Source organism: Lysinibacillus sp. BPa_S21 (assembly GCF_023337795.1).
GTDB lineage: Bacteria > Bacillota > Bacilli > Bacillales_A > Planococcaceae > Lysinibacillus.
In genome coordinates, this window is record NZ_JALIRS010000003.1 from 159,885 (window position 1) to 175,207 (window position 15,323).

The window sequence follows — 15,323 nt, forward strand, 5'->3', positions numbered from 1 at the left end:
ATAAATGTAGGGGAGGTGGGACATCCATGCAATTATTAGAACGAGCTATGACAATTGCAAAAGTTTTAGCTTCTGCAAGCGACAACAGCTTGTCCATTTCAGAGCTTTCGGTAAAATGCAATTTACCACTTAGTACATTACATAGAATTTTAAAAGCGATGATTAAGGAAGGAATGATTGAACAAGACGATCAAACTAAACAATATCGGCTCGGTACAATATGGATGGAACTTGGCTTACAAGTGTATGATACGATGGACTATATTAGTAAAATTAGGCCAGAGTTAGAGCGATTAGCAAGAGAAGTCGAGGAAAGTGTCTATTTAAGTAAGCCTGCTGGTTTAGATACAATTATTATCGAAAGAATAGACAGTGCAGCTAATCCAATTCGTATTTACGATCAGTTAGGAATTCGTATACCGATGCCCATTGGGGCTGCCAATAAGGCCATATTAGCCACAATGCCGTTTTCTCAAGCAACGGAAATTATGGATCAGCTTACGCCTCATGAAGAAATTGCTGAATTAGAGGCACAGCTTGAGCAAATAAGACTACAAGGATTTGCCATTAGTCATGGCGAAAGAACAGCAGGAACATCCTCCATTGCGGTTTCTATTTTAAATGGCTTCAATGAAGTAGTAGGTGCAGTAAGTATAGGATTTGTTAGCTTTAATGTTTCAGCGGACCATATTAATACCCTTACAGAGCGTTTAGTGGCAACTGGTAAACGTGTTTCTACGAAGCTTGGCTACCGAGGAAAATAAATTGAAGCTTCCATCCATTTCTCTTTATCCCCACTGATTATTAGTCTTCTTCAATTGGGCGTTAATGCGGGTTTATCGCAAAATACTATACACCAAAAATTGTATTACCTAGGAATTAATAACCATTATTTAACAAGTAATTTTCGTCTGTAAAGGTTTTTTTCTTGAAAGGTTATATGAAAACTGTTGCACTGAACGTCATCGTATGTTAAATTATTATGGTATGTGAAATACCGAACTGAAATAATAATCTTTCAGCATTGACAGTAAGGAGGGAATACAACATGCCAAAACAATGTGTAATCACTGGGCGTAAAGCTCGTACTGGTAACAACCGTTCCCACGCTATGAACGCTAGCAAACGTTCTTGGGGTGCTAACCTTCAAAAAGTTCGTATCTTAGTAGACGGTAAACCAAAACGTGTATGGGTTTCTGCTCGTGCATTAAAATCAGGTAAAATCGAGCGCGTTTAATCGTCGCTTCCAAAAAATCGATTTCGCATTTGGCGCAAATCGATTTTTTTCTGTCTTATTAACTGGGCAAACTACCAACCGCCTTTGTGAATTTTTATATAATATGACTAAGCCGCAATCAATTGCAAGGAATGTAATTGATTGCGGCTTTCTTTACATTCTTCGTTGACGAAGAACTATATTTTCAACACTACAGAAAAATCCGACTAGTTTTAGTCGGATTTTTTTACTTTCTTGTCTTTTTTAAAAATGTTGATACATGTACGCGTAATACTACTTACAAATTTCGGCAGTTGGAACGTATATACTTTCAGGACTCTCTCCCCCTTACGCTAATCTATGCTTCTTATCATTAAACATATGCCTTGCGTGAAAGATATAGACCCTGAATGCCCTATTATTTCATTACTTGTAAAGCGAGACGTACCGAGAGAGATTTCTTCATTTGTTGTTTCATACTTTACTTGCCTTAATGTCACATCTTTAATCGGCTCTTCATGTGCAAAGAAAGACAAATAACGGTATTGTTCGTTTGCTTCAATGATATGTGTGCCCGGCATTAAAAATTGCAACATATTTGCATGATTAATAATCTTTAATACTACTTGCGGATGCTCTTTTTGTAAACGATAAATCGAACGAACCGCCGCCTCATAATGATCTAGACGACCTCCAGTAACACCTGTAAGGACAATTTCTAGCGGTGTAAAGGTCAAGGCTTTTAATAACGCTAAATCCGTATCTGTTTCATCTTTTTCTTCCTGGAATCGTTGTCTATCATTTGTATGTGCCATCACCAGTTCATATTCCTCTTGCGATAGTGAGTCAAAATCTCCTACTATGGCATGTGGGGTGATTCCTTGCTCGATTAAATATAGCGCTCCTCGGTCTGCTCCGATAAATAACACATCATTTTGCTCTTTATACGGACTTAATGAACAGAGTTCCTCTCTCGGCCCTCCTGCACAAACAACGACTACTGTCATCCTTGAACCGCAGCCTCACCAGCAGCTAAAATTTCCTGTAGGGCCGCGGAACGATCTTCTTTACTGTAAATTGCAGAACCAGCTACAAAAATCGTTGCTCCTGCTTTAGCACAAGGAATAATAGTCTCTGCATTAATGCCACCGTCGATCTCTATAGCAATATCGAGATTACGTTCTTTAATAATAGTTGCTAATGCTTCAATTTTTGGCACAACAGAATGAATGAATTTTTGCCCACCAAAACCTGGATTCACTGTCATGAACAACACCATATCAATATCTTCTAAAATGTGTTGAATAGATTCTATTGGTGTATGTGGGTTTAAAACAACACCAGGTTTAACTCCAAATGAACGAATTAATTGAATTGTACGGTGTAAATGACGGCAAGCTTCTACATGCACGGTAATATAATCTGCACCTGCTTTGGCAAATTGTTCAATATACTGATCAGGATTTTCGATCATTAAATGAACGTCTAGCGGTAAATCAGTTAAAGGACGAATGGCGTCTAATACAATCGAGCCAAATGAAATATTCGGCACAAAATGACCGTCCATAACATCGATATGAATAAGCTGTGCCCCTGCCTTTTCTACTTCCTTTACTTCTTCTCCTAATTTAGCAAAGTTAGCTGCTAAAATTGATGGTGCTATTTGTATCATCATTAATACCTCGGCTTTCGATCCATAATTTCTTGCATAAATTGTTCGTAGTGTTTATAACGGTAATCACGAATTTCTCCCGTCTCAACAGCTGCTTTTACTGCACATTTTGGTTCCTTTAAGTGTAAACAGCCTCTAAATTTACAATCATCTGCGATACGGGCCATTTCAGGGAAGCATGCGCCTAATTCTTCTTTTTCTATTTCATCAAAATCAAATGAACTAAATCCTGGAGTATCTGCTAATAAGCCGTTACATACCTCTATTAATTCGACATGGCGAGTCGTATGTTTTCCACGACCTAAGCTTTGTGAAATAATCCCCGTTTTTAAATTTAAATCTGGAATCAATGTATTCAATAGTGTAGATTTCCCAACTCCAGATTGCCCAGCTAATACTGACGTTTTATCCTTTAAAATAGGCTGTAGACGGTCAACTAACTCTTCCTCATCCTTATAGGTTTGTAACACGGTATAACCCATACGTTCATAATCTGCTATATAACCTTGCAATTCCTCACGTTCATCGTCTTCTAGCAAATCCATCTTTGTTAAACAAATAATCGGATGCACATGAAATGACTCTAAAACCACTAGAAAACGATCCAGCAAAATTGTATTAAAATTAGGTTCTTTTACAGAAAATACAAGAATTCCTTGATCAATATTGGCTATCGGAGGACGTACTAATTCATTTTGACGTTCCATAATTTTTTGAATAGTACCGTCAGATCCCTCTATTTCCAATGTATATTCTACAATGTCGCCAACGAGGGGGGATTCCCCGCGATTGCGAAATACCCCACGTCCTCGACATTGTATAAGCTGATGTCCATCATATACATAATAATAACCGCTTAATGCTTTACGAATTTGGCCTTGAGCCATCCAATTCCCCCTTATTTAATATCAGCATAATTGAAACTATCTTCATCAATGATTTGCGAATCACGTAAAATTTTATAGGCTACTTGTTGACCTTCTTCAACAACAAATTGTATTTTGTATTCCCTATCACTCGTAATAGAAAACTCATCATATGGTTTTGCCATTGAATGGATTTTATCTTGAACTTCAATTCGAATTTTTTGTTCGATACCTTCCTCTGATGGTTCATATGGAATTTTCACAGTTCTCAAATAAGTTTTCACAGGTTTTTCGGCTGGTCCCTTACTTATAACAACAGCTATTGTAGAGCCTGCTTCAACTTCAGCCCCTTCTCTTGTCAATTGGGAAATAACACTTCCGGCAGCTACTGTATCACTATGTTCTTCACGAACAATACGCCAATTTAAGCCTTTTCTTCTTACATACTCATCCATTTCAGCCTTTGTGTAATTCACAACATTATCTACGGTAACCATTTGTACACCTGCACTTACCGTAAATTTCATCGTTGTATCTTTTGCAATTACTTCTTCCTGAGGTTTCGGCTCTTGCTCAATGATTTTTCCTTCAGGTTCTTTTGAATGCACAGGGTTAACTTCAATATTTGAAAATTTACCTTCTATCATTGGTTCGACTTGGCTAATTTGCTTTCCTCTATAATCTTCCACTTTCGTCGTTTCTATCCCAAGACTAACGATTAAGTCTATTTCCGTACCTTTTACACGTTCCGTACCCTCCGCAGGGTCCGTTTCAATGACTTTATCCTTTTCAACATCCTCATCATAGCGCTCCTGATGTTCTTTACTAACAGTAAAACCTTCAGCCACTAATTTCTTCGTAGCTTCCTCAATTGTCAAATTAGCCACACTAGGTACAGGTATCTTTTTTGGGCTAAAAAGCTCTGTAGCAAAAAAAACAAATAGGAAAATGGCGATGGCTACTATTACTAGTCCAGCAACAACTATTGGCCATTTTTTCTTTTTCTTTACAGGCACTGTCTTTTCAACAGGCTTCTTCGCTTCGGGTTTCGGCTTTGATTGTGTAATTGGTTCGATTGCTCTTGTCTGCATTAAATCTTCATCTTGACGTACAGTTGGTTCCTTTATAATCGGAATAGCCTTTGTCACATCATTATCTACCGGTATAACAAACTTCGGTTCATTCATACGATTTGGTGATAACACTGTTTCCAAATCTGCTTGCATTTCTTCTACAGTCGAATAACGATGAGAAGCATCTTTGGCTGTAGCTTTTAGCACAACATTTTCCACACTTTGTGGAATTGTAGCATCGAAGGCACGAACTGATGGCGTCTCTGATTGTAAATGTTTAAGTGCGATAGAAATAGCTGAATCGCCTGAAAATGGCAATTCCCCTGTTAATAATTCATATAAAACAATGCCAAGTGCATAAATATCGGATTTGTTTGTTGCCGTACCACCACGAGCCTGCTCAGGCGATAAATAATGCACCGTTCCAAGCACGGAGTTCGTTTGTGTAAATGATGTTGCACTTAGCGTCATTGCGATACCAAAATCAGTTATTTTTACATTGCCCTCTGCATCCATTAAAATATTTTGAGGCTTAATGTCACGATGGATAATATGATTTTCATGAGCATTGGCAATTGCTGACGTTAACTGCTTCATAATATGCACACATCTGGCAGGGGAAATTGGTGCAAATTCCTGTATGTACTGCTTTAATGTTTTTCCTTGGACATACTCCATCACAATATAATGTAGATCACCATCATCACCTACATCATAAACACTAACGATATTCGGGTGTGTAAGGCTTGTGGCTGAAAGTGCTTCACGTTGAAAACGGCGATACAATTCATCCTCATTGGTAAAATCATAGCGCAATATTTTGATCGCTACATCACGGTTTAAAATCATGTCATGTGCTAAATAAACATTAGACATACCACCGCCACCAATAAGCCCTATAATTTTATAGCGGTCACTAATTCGTTTACCTACAAGCATACTTACACCTCCTCATCTTGCCTTGTGAGCAACACGAGGGAGATATTGTCTTCTCCCCCGCTTGCATTTGCTAATTCCACAAGTTTTCGTCCTTTTTCTTCTACTGAATCTGGATACGTAATAATTGATGCCATTTCATATACTGTAAGTTTATTGCTTAAACCGTCAGAGCAAATGAGTAAATACGATTCTGATGCTAAATCTACTTCATAAAAGTCTGGTTCAATCGTTTCTTCTGTACCAATTGCTTTTAAGATGAAATTTTTCTTCGGATGTGTCAGCGCTTCCTCTTCACTAATTTCACCATTTTCAACCAGAACATTTACATAGGAGTGATCTCTTGTTATTTGTTGTGCACCATCCTCAAAGAAATAATACACACGACTATCGCCAACATGGGCGATAAAGCAATGATTCTTTTCAATTAACACTGCAATAAACGTCGTGCCCATTCCTTTACAGTCTTCATGTGATAAAGAATAGTCGTATATACTTTTATTCAATTGCTTGACTGCTTGTAATAACCACTCTTTTTTTGATGTTGTTGATGCAAAATGATGTGCCTCTGCCTGTAAAAAAACGGATTCTATCTGTTTCATCGCCATATCACTCGCTACATCGCCAGCATTATGACCACCCATGCCGTCTGCTACAAGTGCTAGTGCAAGCCCGTCTGGACGAATAAAAAATGCCGCACGGTCTTCATTAATTGCTCGTTTTAACCCAATATCACTTTCGACTGTGTATTCCAACACTGGTCACCTCGTCTCTTCAGATCTCTCTTGCGCACGTAATTGTCCACACGCAGCAGCAATATCAGAACCTTGCTCTCGGCGGATCGTTACGTTAATACCATTCTTCTTTAAAGTTTTTTCAAAGGCAAAAATTTGACTACGGGATGTGCGAACATAATCACGTTCTGGTACGTAGTTTACCGGAATTAAGTTTACGTGACATTTAATTCCTTTTATTAATGCCGATAACTCTTCGGCAATTTCAACTGAATCATTTTCGCCAGACATTAAACCATATTCAAAAGTTACACGTCGGCCAGTTTTTTTAGTATAGTAACGGACAGCTTCCATTAATTCATCCAATTTGTAAGCACGTGCAATAGGCATCAGTTTTTGACGAGCCTCTTGGTTTGGTGCATGTAAAGATACTGCAAAATTGATTTGGAGCTGTTCATCTGCAAATTGATAAATTTTTGGAACAATCCCTGATGTTGATACAGTGATATGACGCGCACCAATATTTAATCCTTTTTCATTGTTGATGACTTTTAAGAAGTTCATCATCGCATCATAATTATCGAAAGGTTCTCCAATACCCATAATGACAATATGTGAAACACGCTCGCCCACTTCATCTAAAGTTTGCTGCACTTTAACAACTTGCTCCACGATTTCCCCTGCTAGTAAGTGACGTTTTAACCCACCTAAAGTTGACGCACAAAACGTACAGCCAATTCGGCAGCCTACCTGTGTCGTTACACAAACAGAGTTCCCATATTCATGTCGCATTAATACAGTTTCAATAGAATAGCCATCTTGTAACTGGAATAAAAACTTGATCGTACCATCTTTAGATTCCTGTTTAATAATTGTTGATAATGTCGTTAATGAAAAACTTGCTTCAAGTTTTTCGCGTAATCCTTTTGAAAGGTTAGACATTTCAGCAAATGTTTTGACACGTTTATTATAAAGCCAATCATAAATTTGAGCTGCTCGGAACGGTTTTTCATCATTTTCCTTTAACCATTCTTCTAACTGTTTCGGCTGTAATGAATAGACCGATTCCTTTAAATTTGGTTTTTCTTTTTTCGCACGTCGAACTGGCTTTTCTTCTGCTTCGTCAACTAAGTCGTTTATACGCTCATTAAATTTCTCTTGATCCACCATTAGTTGGATTCTCCTTTTTTACGAAAGGCGGCAACGAAGAAACCGTCACTGCCAAAGTCTTGTGGAAAGACTTGAAGCATGCCATTTGCTTGCTTTTCCGCTAATTTTGTTGGTAAAGATTCTAGTTGTATAGCTTCCATTTCTGGATGCGCTGATAAAAAGGCTTCTACAGTGCCTTCATTTTCTTTTTTATCGACTGTACATGTACTGTACACAAGTTTGCCATCTATTTTCAATACTTTTGTTGCAGCATCTAATAGCGCCAATTGTATTTTTTGGAGGTTTGCTAAATCTTCCTCCCGTTTTGTATATTTAATATCCGGCTTACGACGCATAACACCTAAACCACTACATGGCGCATCGACTAAAATAGCGTCGAATGATTCTGCTTTTAGAAAATCTGGAGCTTTACGCCCGTCAATCGGAGCAGTCTCTACTATATCAATCCCTAGACGTTCCGTATTATGGTCGATTAAATCTAATTTATGAGGGTGAAGGTCAGTCGCTAAAATCGAACCTTCATTTTTCATGATTTCAGCTATATGTGTTGTCTTTCCACCTGGAGCTGCACACATATCTAAGACGCGCATACCTGGAGATGGATGCAAAACATTCGCAGGAATCATTGAGCTTTCATCCTGAATGGTAATAAGTCCTTCTTGGAATGCCTTTGTCCGAGCGGGCTGACCGTTTGTTACATATAAGCATTCAGGCATTAGGTCGCTTTTTTTCGCTGTTAAACCTTCCGCTTCTATACTAGCAATCGCTTGATCAACACTTGCTTTCGTTGTATTGACACGTACAGTTTGCACGGGAGGCACATTATTTTCATGTAACATTTCAGCAGCTACTTCAATACCATAGTTATCGACAAAGCGTTGCACTAACCACTCGGGATGACTCGTTTCAATAGCAAGGCGCTCGATTGGATCATTAATGTCATCGGTAGAAGGTACACCCTGACGTAAAATAGATCGTAAAATACCGTTTACCATTGAGGCAATACCTTGGTGACCCCGACGCTTAGCAATTTCTACAGCTTCATTTACCGCTGCATGTGGTGGAATACGTGTTAAATAATGCATTTGATATAAAGATAAACGTAAAAGCCAGCGCACCCAATGATCCACTGAACCACGAATAAATGGCTCTAAATAGTAATCAAGCGTCATTTTATATTGGAGTGTCCCATACGTAATTTCTGTTAAAAGCGCACGATCCTTCGCTTCAATTTTATGTCGCTTGATCGTTTCATTTAAAAGTAAATTACTATAGGCTTGATTTTTATCTACTGCTAGCAGAATAGAAAGTGCAGCATCACGCACATTTCCATCCCAAATTACTACGCTTTTTTTACTCATTTAAACTGGTCCCCAATCTGTAATTTAGAACCTGTACCACGTAAATATTCCTCTGCTGTCATGCGTTTTTTACCAGCTGGTTGTACATCATACAGGGCAAGTGTTGTACCATTTCCTGCTGCAACTTCAAAATGATCCTTTGCAATCGCAACAACTTCACCAGTTTTAACATCATGCTTCGTGTTGCCAACCTGTGCCCACCAAATTTTAAAATTGCCATCTTCGAATGTTGTGTAGGCTACTGGCCAAGGGTGAAGACCACGCACTTGATTGTATAAAGTTGTAGCATCCTTTGTCCAATCAATACGTTCCTGTTCACGCGAAATATTGCTGGCAAATGTTACTTGTGCTTCATCCTGCACGGTACGATTATTTGTTCCATTTATAATAGAAGGAAGTGTAGCTTTTAATAAATCAGAACCTACAACACTTAGCTTATCGAATAGTCCACCCGTATGATCATCCTCTTCGATTGGAATAGCCTTTTGAGAAATAATATCACCTGCATCAAGCTTTTGCGCCATGTACATAATCGTTACGCCAGTCTCTTTTTCACCATCAATAATTGCTTGATGAATAGGTGCTCCACCACGATACTTCGGTAAAAGTGACGCATGGACGTTAATACAACCAAGAGGTGGTGCATCTAGCAATTCTTTCGGCAAAATTTGTCCAAAAGCAGCCGTTACGACTAGGTCAGGCTGTAAATCAATAATTTGCTGTAATTCCTCAGAACCACGTAGCTTTTCAGGCTGAATAACAGGTAAACCTAACTCCATCGCTGCTGCTTTCACAGGTGGTGGTGTTAGCACACGCTTACGCCCAACTGGACGATCTGGTTGTGTAACTACAGCTTTAATGTCATAACCTTCATGATGTAGCATACGCAAAATTGGTGCGGAGAAATCAGGTGTTCCCATAAAAATTATTGAAGTCATATTATTCCTCCTCTTCAGCGTACAATGCTTCAAGCTCTTCTTCAGTTAGAATACGTTTGATTTTTGAATCAAATAGAACGCCATCTAAATGATCGATTTCGTGTAAAATTGCTCGTGCATCAAAGCCTCCCGCTTCTAGCTCATATACACGTCCTTCACGGTCACACGCTTCAATTTTCACATAGTCAGGTCGTTCAACCTCACCGTATAATCCCGGAAAGCTTAAACATCCTTCAATATCTACTTCAGCACCATCTGTTTTAATAACAGTTGGATTAATCATTTCTAAAATATCGCGTTCCTCGCCAAGCTCAACGATTGCAACTCGTAATCCTACATTTATTTGTGGGGCTGCAATACCAACGCCATCGTATTCAACCATTGTGTCATATAAATCATCTAGTAATGTAATAATTTCTTCATTAATTTCTGTTACTTCCGCGCACGGCGTTGATAGTACCTTTGCTGGATGTTCTACAACTTTTTTAATTGCCATATTATGTTCCTCATTTCTATATTTAAGGCTTATACCTTGTCTATTTGTAACACTACGTCATAATGTGGGGCTGATTTCCGTTCCGGCTGGGCGCTTTGCCGCTGCCGCTTCGCTTTCGCGCAGATAAAACATTTGTAGCTGACGCTGCGCTTTCGCTACAGAAAACATTTGCTGCTGCCGCTTCGCTTTCGCACAGAGCAAAGCTTCCTGGGGGCATACGATGAGCCGCTTCGCTTCGCTGCAGGGTCTCGGGCCAACAGATGTTTTTTGCGCGAAAGCGTAGTGCTAACGTAGCGGCAGCAGCACCGAGGTTGGTCACGAAGGCGGTATCACAGGATGTGATGCTCTTAGCCTTCGTTCCTCTATTGCTAATCCCCAAGGAGTCGCCCAACCTCCACTCCAATCAACTATTATACATTGCATACGTTTTAACAAAATGTCATGTCCAATATGGAGATGAACTATTTTATATAGTTGACGGATCTAAATCTACCGTCATTAATATACCCTGTTTAATCCATTCCGCTCGATACATCGCTAGAAGGCGCTGTAATACAGGAATGAGATTTGGTTCAATTTTATATTTTATCAAACATTGATAACGATATCTATTTTGGAGACGACTAATGCTTGCGGTTGTTGGACCAATAATTGCTACCCGGTTAGATAAGTTTTCCCTTAGCCAATCCACCGCACGTCCAGCATATTCTGCCGCCATCATAACATCCTCATGAGATAGTTGAACAAGTGCTACATAATAATACGGCGGGTAGCTTGAACGGCGGCGTAAAAACATTTCACGTTCGTAAAATGGCTCATAATCTTGTATTTTTGCCAATTCAATTGCATAATGCTCTGGTGTATACGATTGAATAATCACCTCACCATGCTTTTCATGACGTCCAGCCCTACCACTAACCTGCGTTAATAATTGGAATGTACGCTCCGCTGCACGGTAATCTGGTAAATGCAGTGATGTATCAGCACTAAGTACACCCACAAGCGTAATATTAGGAAAATCAAGACCTTTAGCAATCATTTGTGTCCCTAGCAAAATATCTGCTTGTCCTTCCCCAAATGCTTGTAAAATTTCTTCATGTGCACCTTTGTGCTTTGTTGTATCAACATCCATTCGGAGAACTCTTGCCTCAGGAAATAGCTTATAAATTTCTTCTTCGACTTTTTGGGTTCCTGTACCAAAATAACGAATATGCTCACTTTGGCATTGTGGGCATATTTGAGGAACATGCTCCTCATATCCGCAATAATGACATTTTAATTTCTCTGTTGTTCGATGATACGTTAACGAAATATCACAGTTCGGGCATTGTACAACCGTTCCACAATCGCGACAAAGCACAAAAGAAGAATAGCCACGACGATTTAAAAAGAGCACCATCTGTTCTTTCTTCTCAAGTCTTACACGTATAGCCTCAACAAGCTGCTCCGAAAACATAGAACGATTCCCTTTTTGAAGCTCTTCTCGCATATCAGCAATAAAAACGGTTGGCAATGGTTGATGCAAAGCACGTTGCCTTAACGATAGCAAACTATACACGTCCTTTTTTGCTCTCGCAAATGACTCAAGCGCGGGCGTTGCACTACCTAAAATAACAGGACATTTATAAAATTCACTTCGCCATATCGCTACATCTCTAGCGTGATAACGCGGTGAATCTTCTTGCTTGTATGTCGATTCATGTTCTTCATCTAAAATAATAAGACCTATATTTGTAAAAGGTGCGAAAATTGCCGAGCGTGCCCCAACAACGACGCTCACCTTTCCTTGCTGAATTTTACGCCATTCATCATATTTTTCACCGACAGATAAACCACTATGCATTACAGCAACCATCTCACCAAAACGACTACGAAAACGTTCTGTCATTTGTGGTGTTAATGATATTTCAGGCACCAACATAATGGCTTCCTTACCTTCATCTAACACCTTTTGTATCGCTTGCAAATACACTTCAGTTTTACCACTTCCCGTGACGCCGTGTAGTAAAAAAGTTTGCGCTGTCTGATTTTCCATTGAACTTGTAATAGCCTTTAATGCATTGTACTGCTCATCCGTCAATTGTAAAGATTGAGTTCGGGAAACCTCCTTCGTAAAGGGGTCACGATACACCTCTTCTTGTATAAAATGGGCGGCTCCTTTTTCAATAACTGACTGTAATACCGCGGAGGATGCACCTGTTTCCTCATAGATTTTTTGTGGCAATAGCACCTCTCCTAGGTGCCTGCCCATCCATTCAATCAGCTGGCGTTGTTTAGCTGCTCTCGCTGCACCTTCCATAGCCTTAGCGATATCTTGCTGATTATCTGAAATTTTGACCATCCGTATTTCTTTCACATTCCCTTGCTGCTTAACAACATTTTCGATTTTTACAATTTTATTAGTGATAAGTTGTTTTAATAACGGAAGTGACTCAGCACGCTCGAATTCTTTGAAATTAACCTGTTGTCGTTTCCCAAAAATAGCTTGAGCCTCATCTGGCAAAGCATCTTTCTCCACTAGTAGCGTTATGATTTTCTCATACTTCGCACGAAGCGCTGATGGGAGCATGACCTGTAAGGCATCAATTTCATAGCAAATCGTTTCGTTTTTCAGCCACTTTGCCATTAATAGCATTTCTTCTGTTAATACAGGCTCTATATCTAAAATTTGCGCGATCGACTTTAATTTATTAGATGGTACATCTGTTTCATTTTTTAACCCAACCACAAATCCTAGAACATTTCTTGGCCCAAACGGTACTTTTACGCGACATCCCATTTCGATAATATGCGTCCATTCTGTAGGCACTTCATAGTCAAATGGACGATCCACATGGTAAGTTGAAACATCCACTATAACCTCAGCAATCATTGCTTCTCACCCTGTAATACATATGTCCAAAATGCTTGCGCAAACTGCATGGCATTTGTCGTATCCCACAATTGACCTTTTACTTCCGCTGTGTCACTAAAATCAATCCACGTGTCAGACTTGATTGTTAGCATTGGTTTACCAATCACTTTTTGCCCAAAAGTGATTGAGGTCATTCCTTCAACGGATAATATTGGTGCTCCTTCAATTGTAGGTGTATTTGCTGCATGGATAAAAAATGCAGATGGATATTGTTTTTTATAATCTGCAAGCTGATCAAAGAGCTTATACACGCTTGTTTCATTCTTATCTATAAGGACTACATTTGCCCCAAGCGTTTTTGCTTCCTCTGCTATTGCCTGACCAATTCTACTATTTGATTGTGTGCTAATCACATGGTGCTCGTCCAATGGAACATAATACGCTCCAGCTGTAATCACTACCGTTTTACCTGCTAAAGGCTTAAGCTTCTCTGAAAAAAATTCTTGCACGATCGCCGTTATTTTTTCTGGCTCCTCTAAACGGCCTTTACCAACATAGCCACATGCCAAAAATCCTTCCGAAGGCTCAATAAATTGATAGCCATCAGATTGTAACTGTGCTAAATTTCGTTTTACCGCTGGATGGTCATACATATGTACATTCATCGCCGGTGCAAGCCATACAGGGGCTGTTGTTGCAAGCAAGGTCGTTGTTACCATATCGTCTGCAATTCCATTCGCCAGTTTTCCTATAATATTTGCTGTAGCTGGTGCAACTAAAATTAAATCTGCCCAATCCGCCAACTCAATATGGGCAATAACACTCGAATCCTTTTCATCAAAAGTATCGAAAAAAACATCATTTTTGGACATAACTTGAAAGCTCAGCGGATTCACAAATTGTCTTGCTGATGCTGTCATGATAACCTTTACATTTGCTCCTGCCTGAGATAGCTTGCTAACTAGAGCAACGGCCTTATAAACCGCTATACCACCTGAAACACAAAGTAAAATATTTTTATTCATGCACAATCGTCCTTTCAAATGATAAGCTCCCAAAGGAACATTCCTCGGGAGCTCTCGACATTCTGTATAATCAAAAATCCACTGCAGACGTTAACATTAATTTCGCAAAAGCTTCTTTATATCAATGTTAGATTTCGTCTTCGTACACAGTTGACTCATCCTGTGACACTTTCGTAAGTACACCTGCTGCTACTTCTTCAAGTGCTTTCCCTACGTATTTATGGGAAACATACTTGTGTAAGCGTTCAGTGTCTTGTTCCTCTTGCATTTGACGAGCACGTTTAGATGCTAGGCTTACTAAAGAGTATTTTGAATCGATTTCTTTTTTTAATGTATCTACTGATGGGTATAACATAGGTTTATTCTCCTCTCAACATTGACAAATATCTTTTTTCAACACGTTCTCTACGACAATGCTCCGCTTTTATGATCGCATTGATACGATCACAAGCATTTGTCACTTCATCATTTTCAACTACGTAATCATAAAGACTCATCATTTCGAGTTCCTCACTTGCAGTTGCAATACGCTTCGCAATTACGTCTGCTGTTTCCGTCCCTCTACCAACTAAACGATCTTTTAATTCCGTTAAGCTTGGTGGGGCTAAGAAAATAAATAATGCATCTGGTGCCTTTTTGCGGATTTGCGCAGCACCTTGCACTTCGATTTCTAAAAACACATCACGTCCTGCATCAAGTGTTTCATTTACGTAGGCTAACGGAGTTCCGTAATAATTCCCTACAAATTCAGCATGCTCCAATAAGCCACCCTGTTCAATCAACGCTTCAAACTCTTCACGTGTCTTGAAAAAATAGTCTACACCATCTACTTCACCTTCGCGAGGATTTCGTGTTGTCATCGAGATGGAATACTCATAATTCGTATTCGGCTGAGAAAATAATTCTTTTCGCACTGTCCCTTTACCTACACCAGATGGGCCAGACAGAACAATTAATAATCCACGTTCTTTTATCATTTATT

General features: G+C 39.3%; 16 protein-coding genes. 2 read left to right on the plus strand and 14 right to left on the minus strand.

Going from position 1 to position 15,323, the window contains the following annotated elements:
* Positions 1–26 precede the first annotated feature (26 nt).
* A complete protein-coding gene (locus MOK21_RS06690; protein ID WP_249073170.1) occupies positions 27–764 on the plus strand; it encodes an IclR family transcriptional regulator in 738 nt (245 codons plus the stop codon).
* 284 nt (positions 765–1,048) lie between these two features.
* A complete protein-coding gene (rpmB, locus tag MOK21_RS06695) occupies positions 1,049–1,237 on the plus strand; it encodes a 50S ribosomal protein L28 (protein ID WP_079560418.1) in 189 nt (62 codons plus the stop codon).
* Positions 1,238–1,449: 212 nt separating this feature from the next.
* Here the strand turns inward: rpmB and spoVM are convergent, their stop codons facing one another.
* The 14 genes from spoVM to gmk all read right to left on the minus strand — a co-directional run bounded on the left by spoVM (position 1,450) and on the right by gmk (position 15,318).
* Complete coding sequence (spoVM, locus tag MOK21_RS06700) at positions 1,450–1,551, minus strand: stage V sporulation protein SpoVM (protein ID WP_139376952.1); 102 nt, start codon at positions 1,549–1,551, stop codon at positions 1,450–1,452.
* A gap of 18 nt (positions 1,552–1,569) precedes the next feature.
* Complete coding sequence (locus tag MOK21_RS06705; protein WP_249073171.1) at positions 1,570–2,223, minus strand: thiamine diphosphokinase; 654 nt, start codon at positions 2,221–2,223, stop codon at positions 1,570–1,572.
* The gene (gene rpe, locus MOK21_RS06710; protein WP_249073172.1) at positions 2,220–2,888 is read right to left on the minus strand and encodes a ribulose-phosphate 3-epimerase; all 669 of its coding nucleotides are present in this window, start codon (positions 2,886–2,888) and stop codon (positions 2,220–2,222) included. Before rpe ends, MOK21_RS06705 begins: the two co-directional genes overlap by 4 nt.
* Before the next feature lie 2 nt (positions 2,889–2,890).
* A complete protein-coding gene (gene rsgA / locus MOK21_RS06715) occupies positions 2,891–3,775 on the minus strand; it encodes a ribosome small subunit-dependent GTPase A (RefSeq protein ID WP_249073173.1) in 885 nt (294 codons plus the stop codon).
* Between the two features lie 11 nt (positions 3,776–3,786).
* On the minus strand, positions 3,787–5,766 hold the full coding sequence (gene pknB / locus MOK21_RS06720; protein ID WP_249073174.1) for a Stk1 family PASTA domain-containing Ser/Thr kinase: 1,980 nt from the start codon (positions 5,764–5,766) through the stop codon (positions 3,787–3,789).
* Positions 5,767–5,768: 2 nt separating this feature from the next.
* The gene (locus tag MOK21_RS06725) at positions 5,769–6,518 is read right to left on the minus strand and encodes a Stp1/IreP family PP2C-type Ser/Thr phosphatase (protein ID WP_249073497.1); all 750 of its coding nucleotides are present in this window, start codon (positions 6,516–6,518) and stop codon (positions 5,769–5,771) included.
* Between the two features lie 6 nt (positions 6,519–6,524).
* Positions 6,525–7,667 (minus strand): dual-specificity RNA methyltransferase RlmN, encoded by a 1,143-nt coding sequence (gene rlmN / locus MOK21_RS06730; protein WP_249073175.1) that lies wholly within the window; start codon positions 7,665–7,667, stop codon positions 6,525–6,527.
* Positions 7,667–9,028 carry a 16S rRNA (cytosine(967)-C(5))-methyltransferase RsmB gene (gene rsmB / locus MOK21_RS06735; RefSeq protein ID WP_249073176.1) on the minus strand — a complete coding sequence of 454 codons (1,362 nt, stop codon included), beginning with the start codon at positions 9,026–9,028 and terminating at the stop codon, positions 7,667–7,669. Before rsmB ends, rlmN begins: the two co-directional genes overlap by 1 nt.
* Positions 9,025–9,966 carry a methionyl-tRNA formyltransferase gene (fmt, locus tag MOK21_RS06740; protein WP_249073177.1) on the minus strand — a complete coding sequence of 314 codons (942 nt, stop codon included), beginning with the start codon at positions 9,964–9,966 and terminating at the stop codon, positions 9,025–9,027. Before fmt ends, rsmB begins: the two co-directional genes overlap by 4 nt.
* Before the next feature lies 1 nt (position 9,967).
* Positions 9,968–10,462, minus strand: a complete 495-nt coding sequence (def, locus tag MOK21_RS06745) for a peptide deformylase (protein ID WP_249073178.1) — start codon at positions 10,460–10,462, stop codon at positions 9,968–9,970.
* 466 nt (positions 10,463–10,928) lie between these two features.
* Positions 10,929–13,334: a primosomal protein N' gene (gene priA, locus MOK21_RS06750; protein WP_249073179.1), complete on the minus strand. Its 2,406-nt coding sequence runs from the start codon at positions 13,332–13,334 to the stop codon at positions 10,929–10,931.
* Positions 13,331–14,341: a bifunctional phosphopantothenoylcysteine decarboxylase/phosphopantothenate--cysteine ligase CoaBC gene (gene coaBC / locus MOK21_RS06755; RefSeq protein ID WP_249073180.1), complete on the minus strand. Its 1,011-nt coding sequence runs from the start codon at positions 14,339–14,341 to the stop codon at positions 13,331–13,333. Before coaBC ends, priA begins: the two co-directional genes overlap by 4 nt.
* 127 nt (positions 14,342–14,468) lie before the next feature.
* Positions 14,469–14,696, minus strand: coding sequence for a DNA-directed RNA polymerase subunit omega (gene rpoZ / locus MOK21_RS06760; protein ID WP_053483349.1), 228 nt, complete (start codon positions 14,694–14,696; stop codon positions 14,469–14,471).
* Positions 14,697–14,700: 4 nt separating this feature from the next.
* Entirely contained in the window at positions 14,701–15,318 is a 618-nt protein-coding gene (gene gmk / locus MOK21_RS06765; RefSeq protein WP_132357484.1) for a guanylate kinase, read from the minus strand.
* Positions 15,319–15,323 lie beyond the last annotated feature (5 nt).

Excerpts from the sequence above, each read along its gene's own strand:
- MOK21_RS06690 (WP_249073170.1), top strand. The coding sequence starts at position 27 with ATGCAATTATTAGAACGAGCTATGACAATTGCAAAAGTTTTAGCTTCT.
- rpmB (WP_079560418.1), top strand. The coding sequence starts at position 1,049 with ATGCCAAAACAATGTGTAATCACTGGGCGTAAAGCTCGTACTGGTAAC.
- MOK21_RS06705 (WP_249073171.1), bottom strand. The coding sequence starts at position 2,223 with ATGACAGTAGTCGTTGTTTGTGCAGGAGGGCCGAGAGAGGAACTCTGT.
- rpe (WP_249073172.1), bottom strand. The coding sequence starts at position 2,888 with ATGATACAAATAGCACCATCAATTTTAGCAGCTAACTTTGCTAAATTA.
- rsgA (WP_249073173.1), bottom strand. The coding sequence starts at position 3,775 with ATGGCTCAAGGCCAAATTCGTAAAGCATTAAGCGGTTATTATTATGTA.
- pknB (WP_249073174.1), bottom strand. The coding sequence starts at position 5,766 with ATGCTTGTAGGTAAACGAATTAGTGACCGCTATAAAATTATAGGGCTT.
- rlmN (WP_249073175.1), bottom strand. The coding sequence starts at position 7,667 with ATGGTGGATCAAGAGAAATTTAATGAGCGTATAAACGACTTAGTTGAC.
- rsmB (WP_249073176.1), bottom strand. The coding sequence starts at position 9,028 with ATGAGTAAAAAAAGCGTAGTAATTTGGGATGGAAATGTGCGTGATGCT.
- fmt (WP_249073177.1), bottom strand. The coding sequence starts at position 9,966 with ATGACTTCAATAATTTTTATGGGAACACCTGATTTCTCCGCACCAATT.
- def (WP_249073178.1), bottom strand. The coding sequence starts at position 10,462 with ATGGCAATTAAAAAAGTTGTAGAACATCCAGCAAAGGTACTATCAACG.
- priA (WP_249073179.1), bottom strand. The coding sequence starts at position 13,334 with ATGATTGCTGAGGTTATAGTGGATGTTTCAACTTACCATGTGGATCGT.
- coaBC (WP_249073180.1), bottom strand. The coding sequence starts at position 14,341 with ATGAATAAAAATATTTTACTTTGTGTTTCAGGTGGTATAGCGGTTTAT.
- rpoZ (WP_053483349.1), bottom strand. The coding sequence starts at position 14,696 with ATGTTATACCCATCAGTAGATACATTAAAAAAAGAAATCGATTCAAAA.
- gmk (WP_132357484.1), bottom strand. The coding sequence starts at position 15,318 with ATGATAAAAGAACGTGGATTATTAATTGTTCTGTCTGGCCCATCTGGT.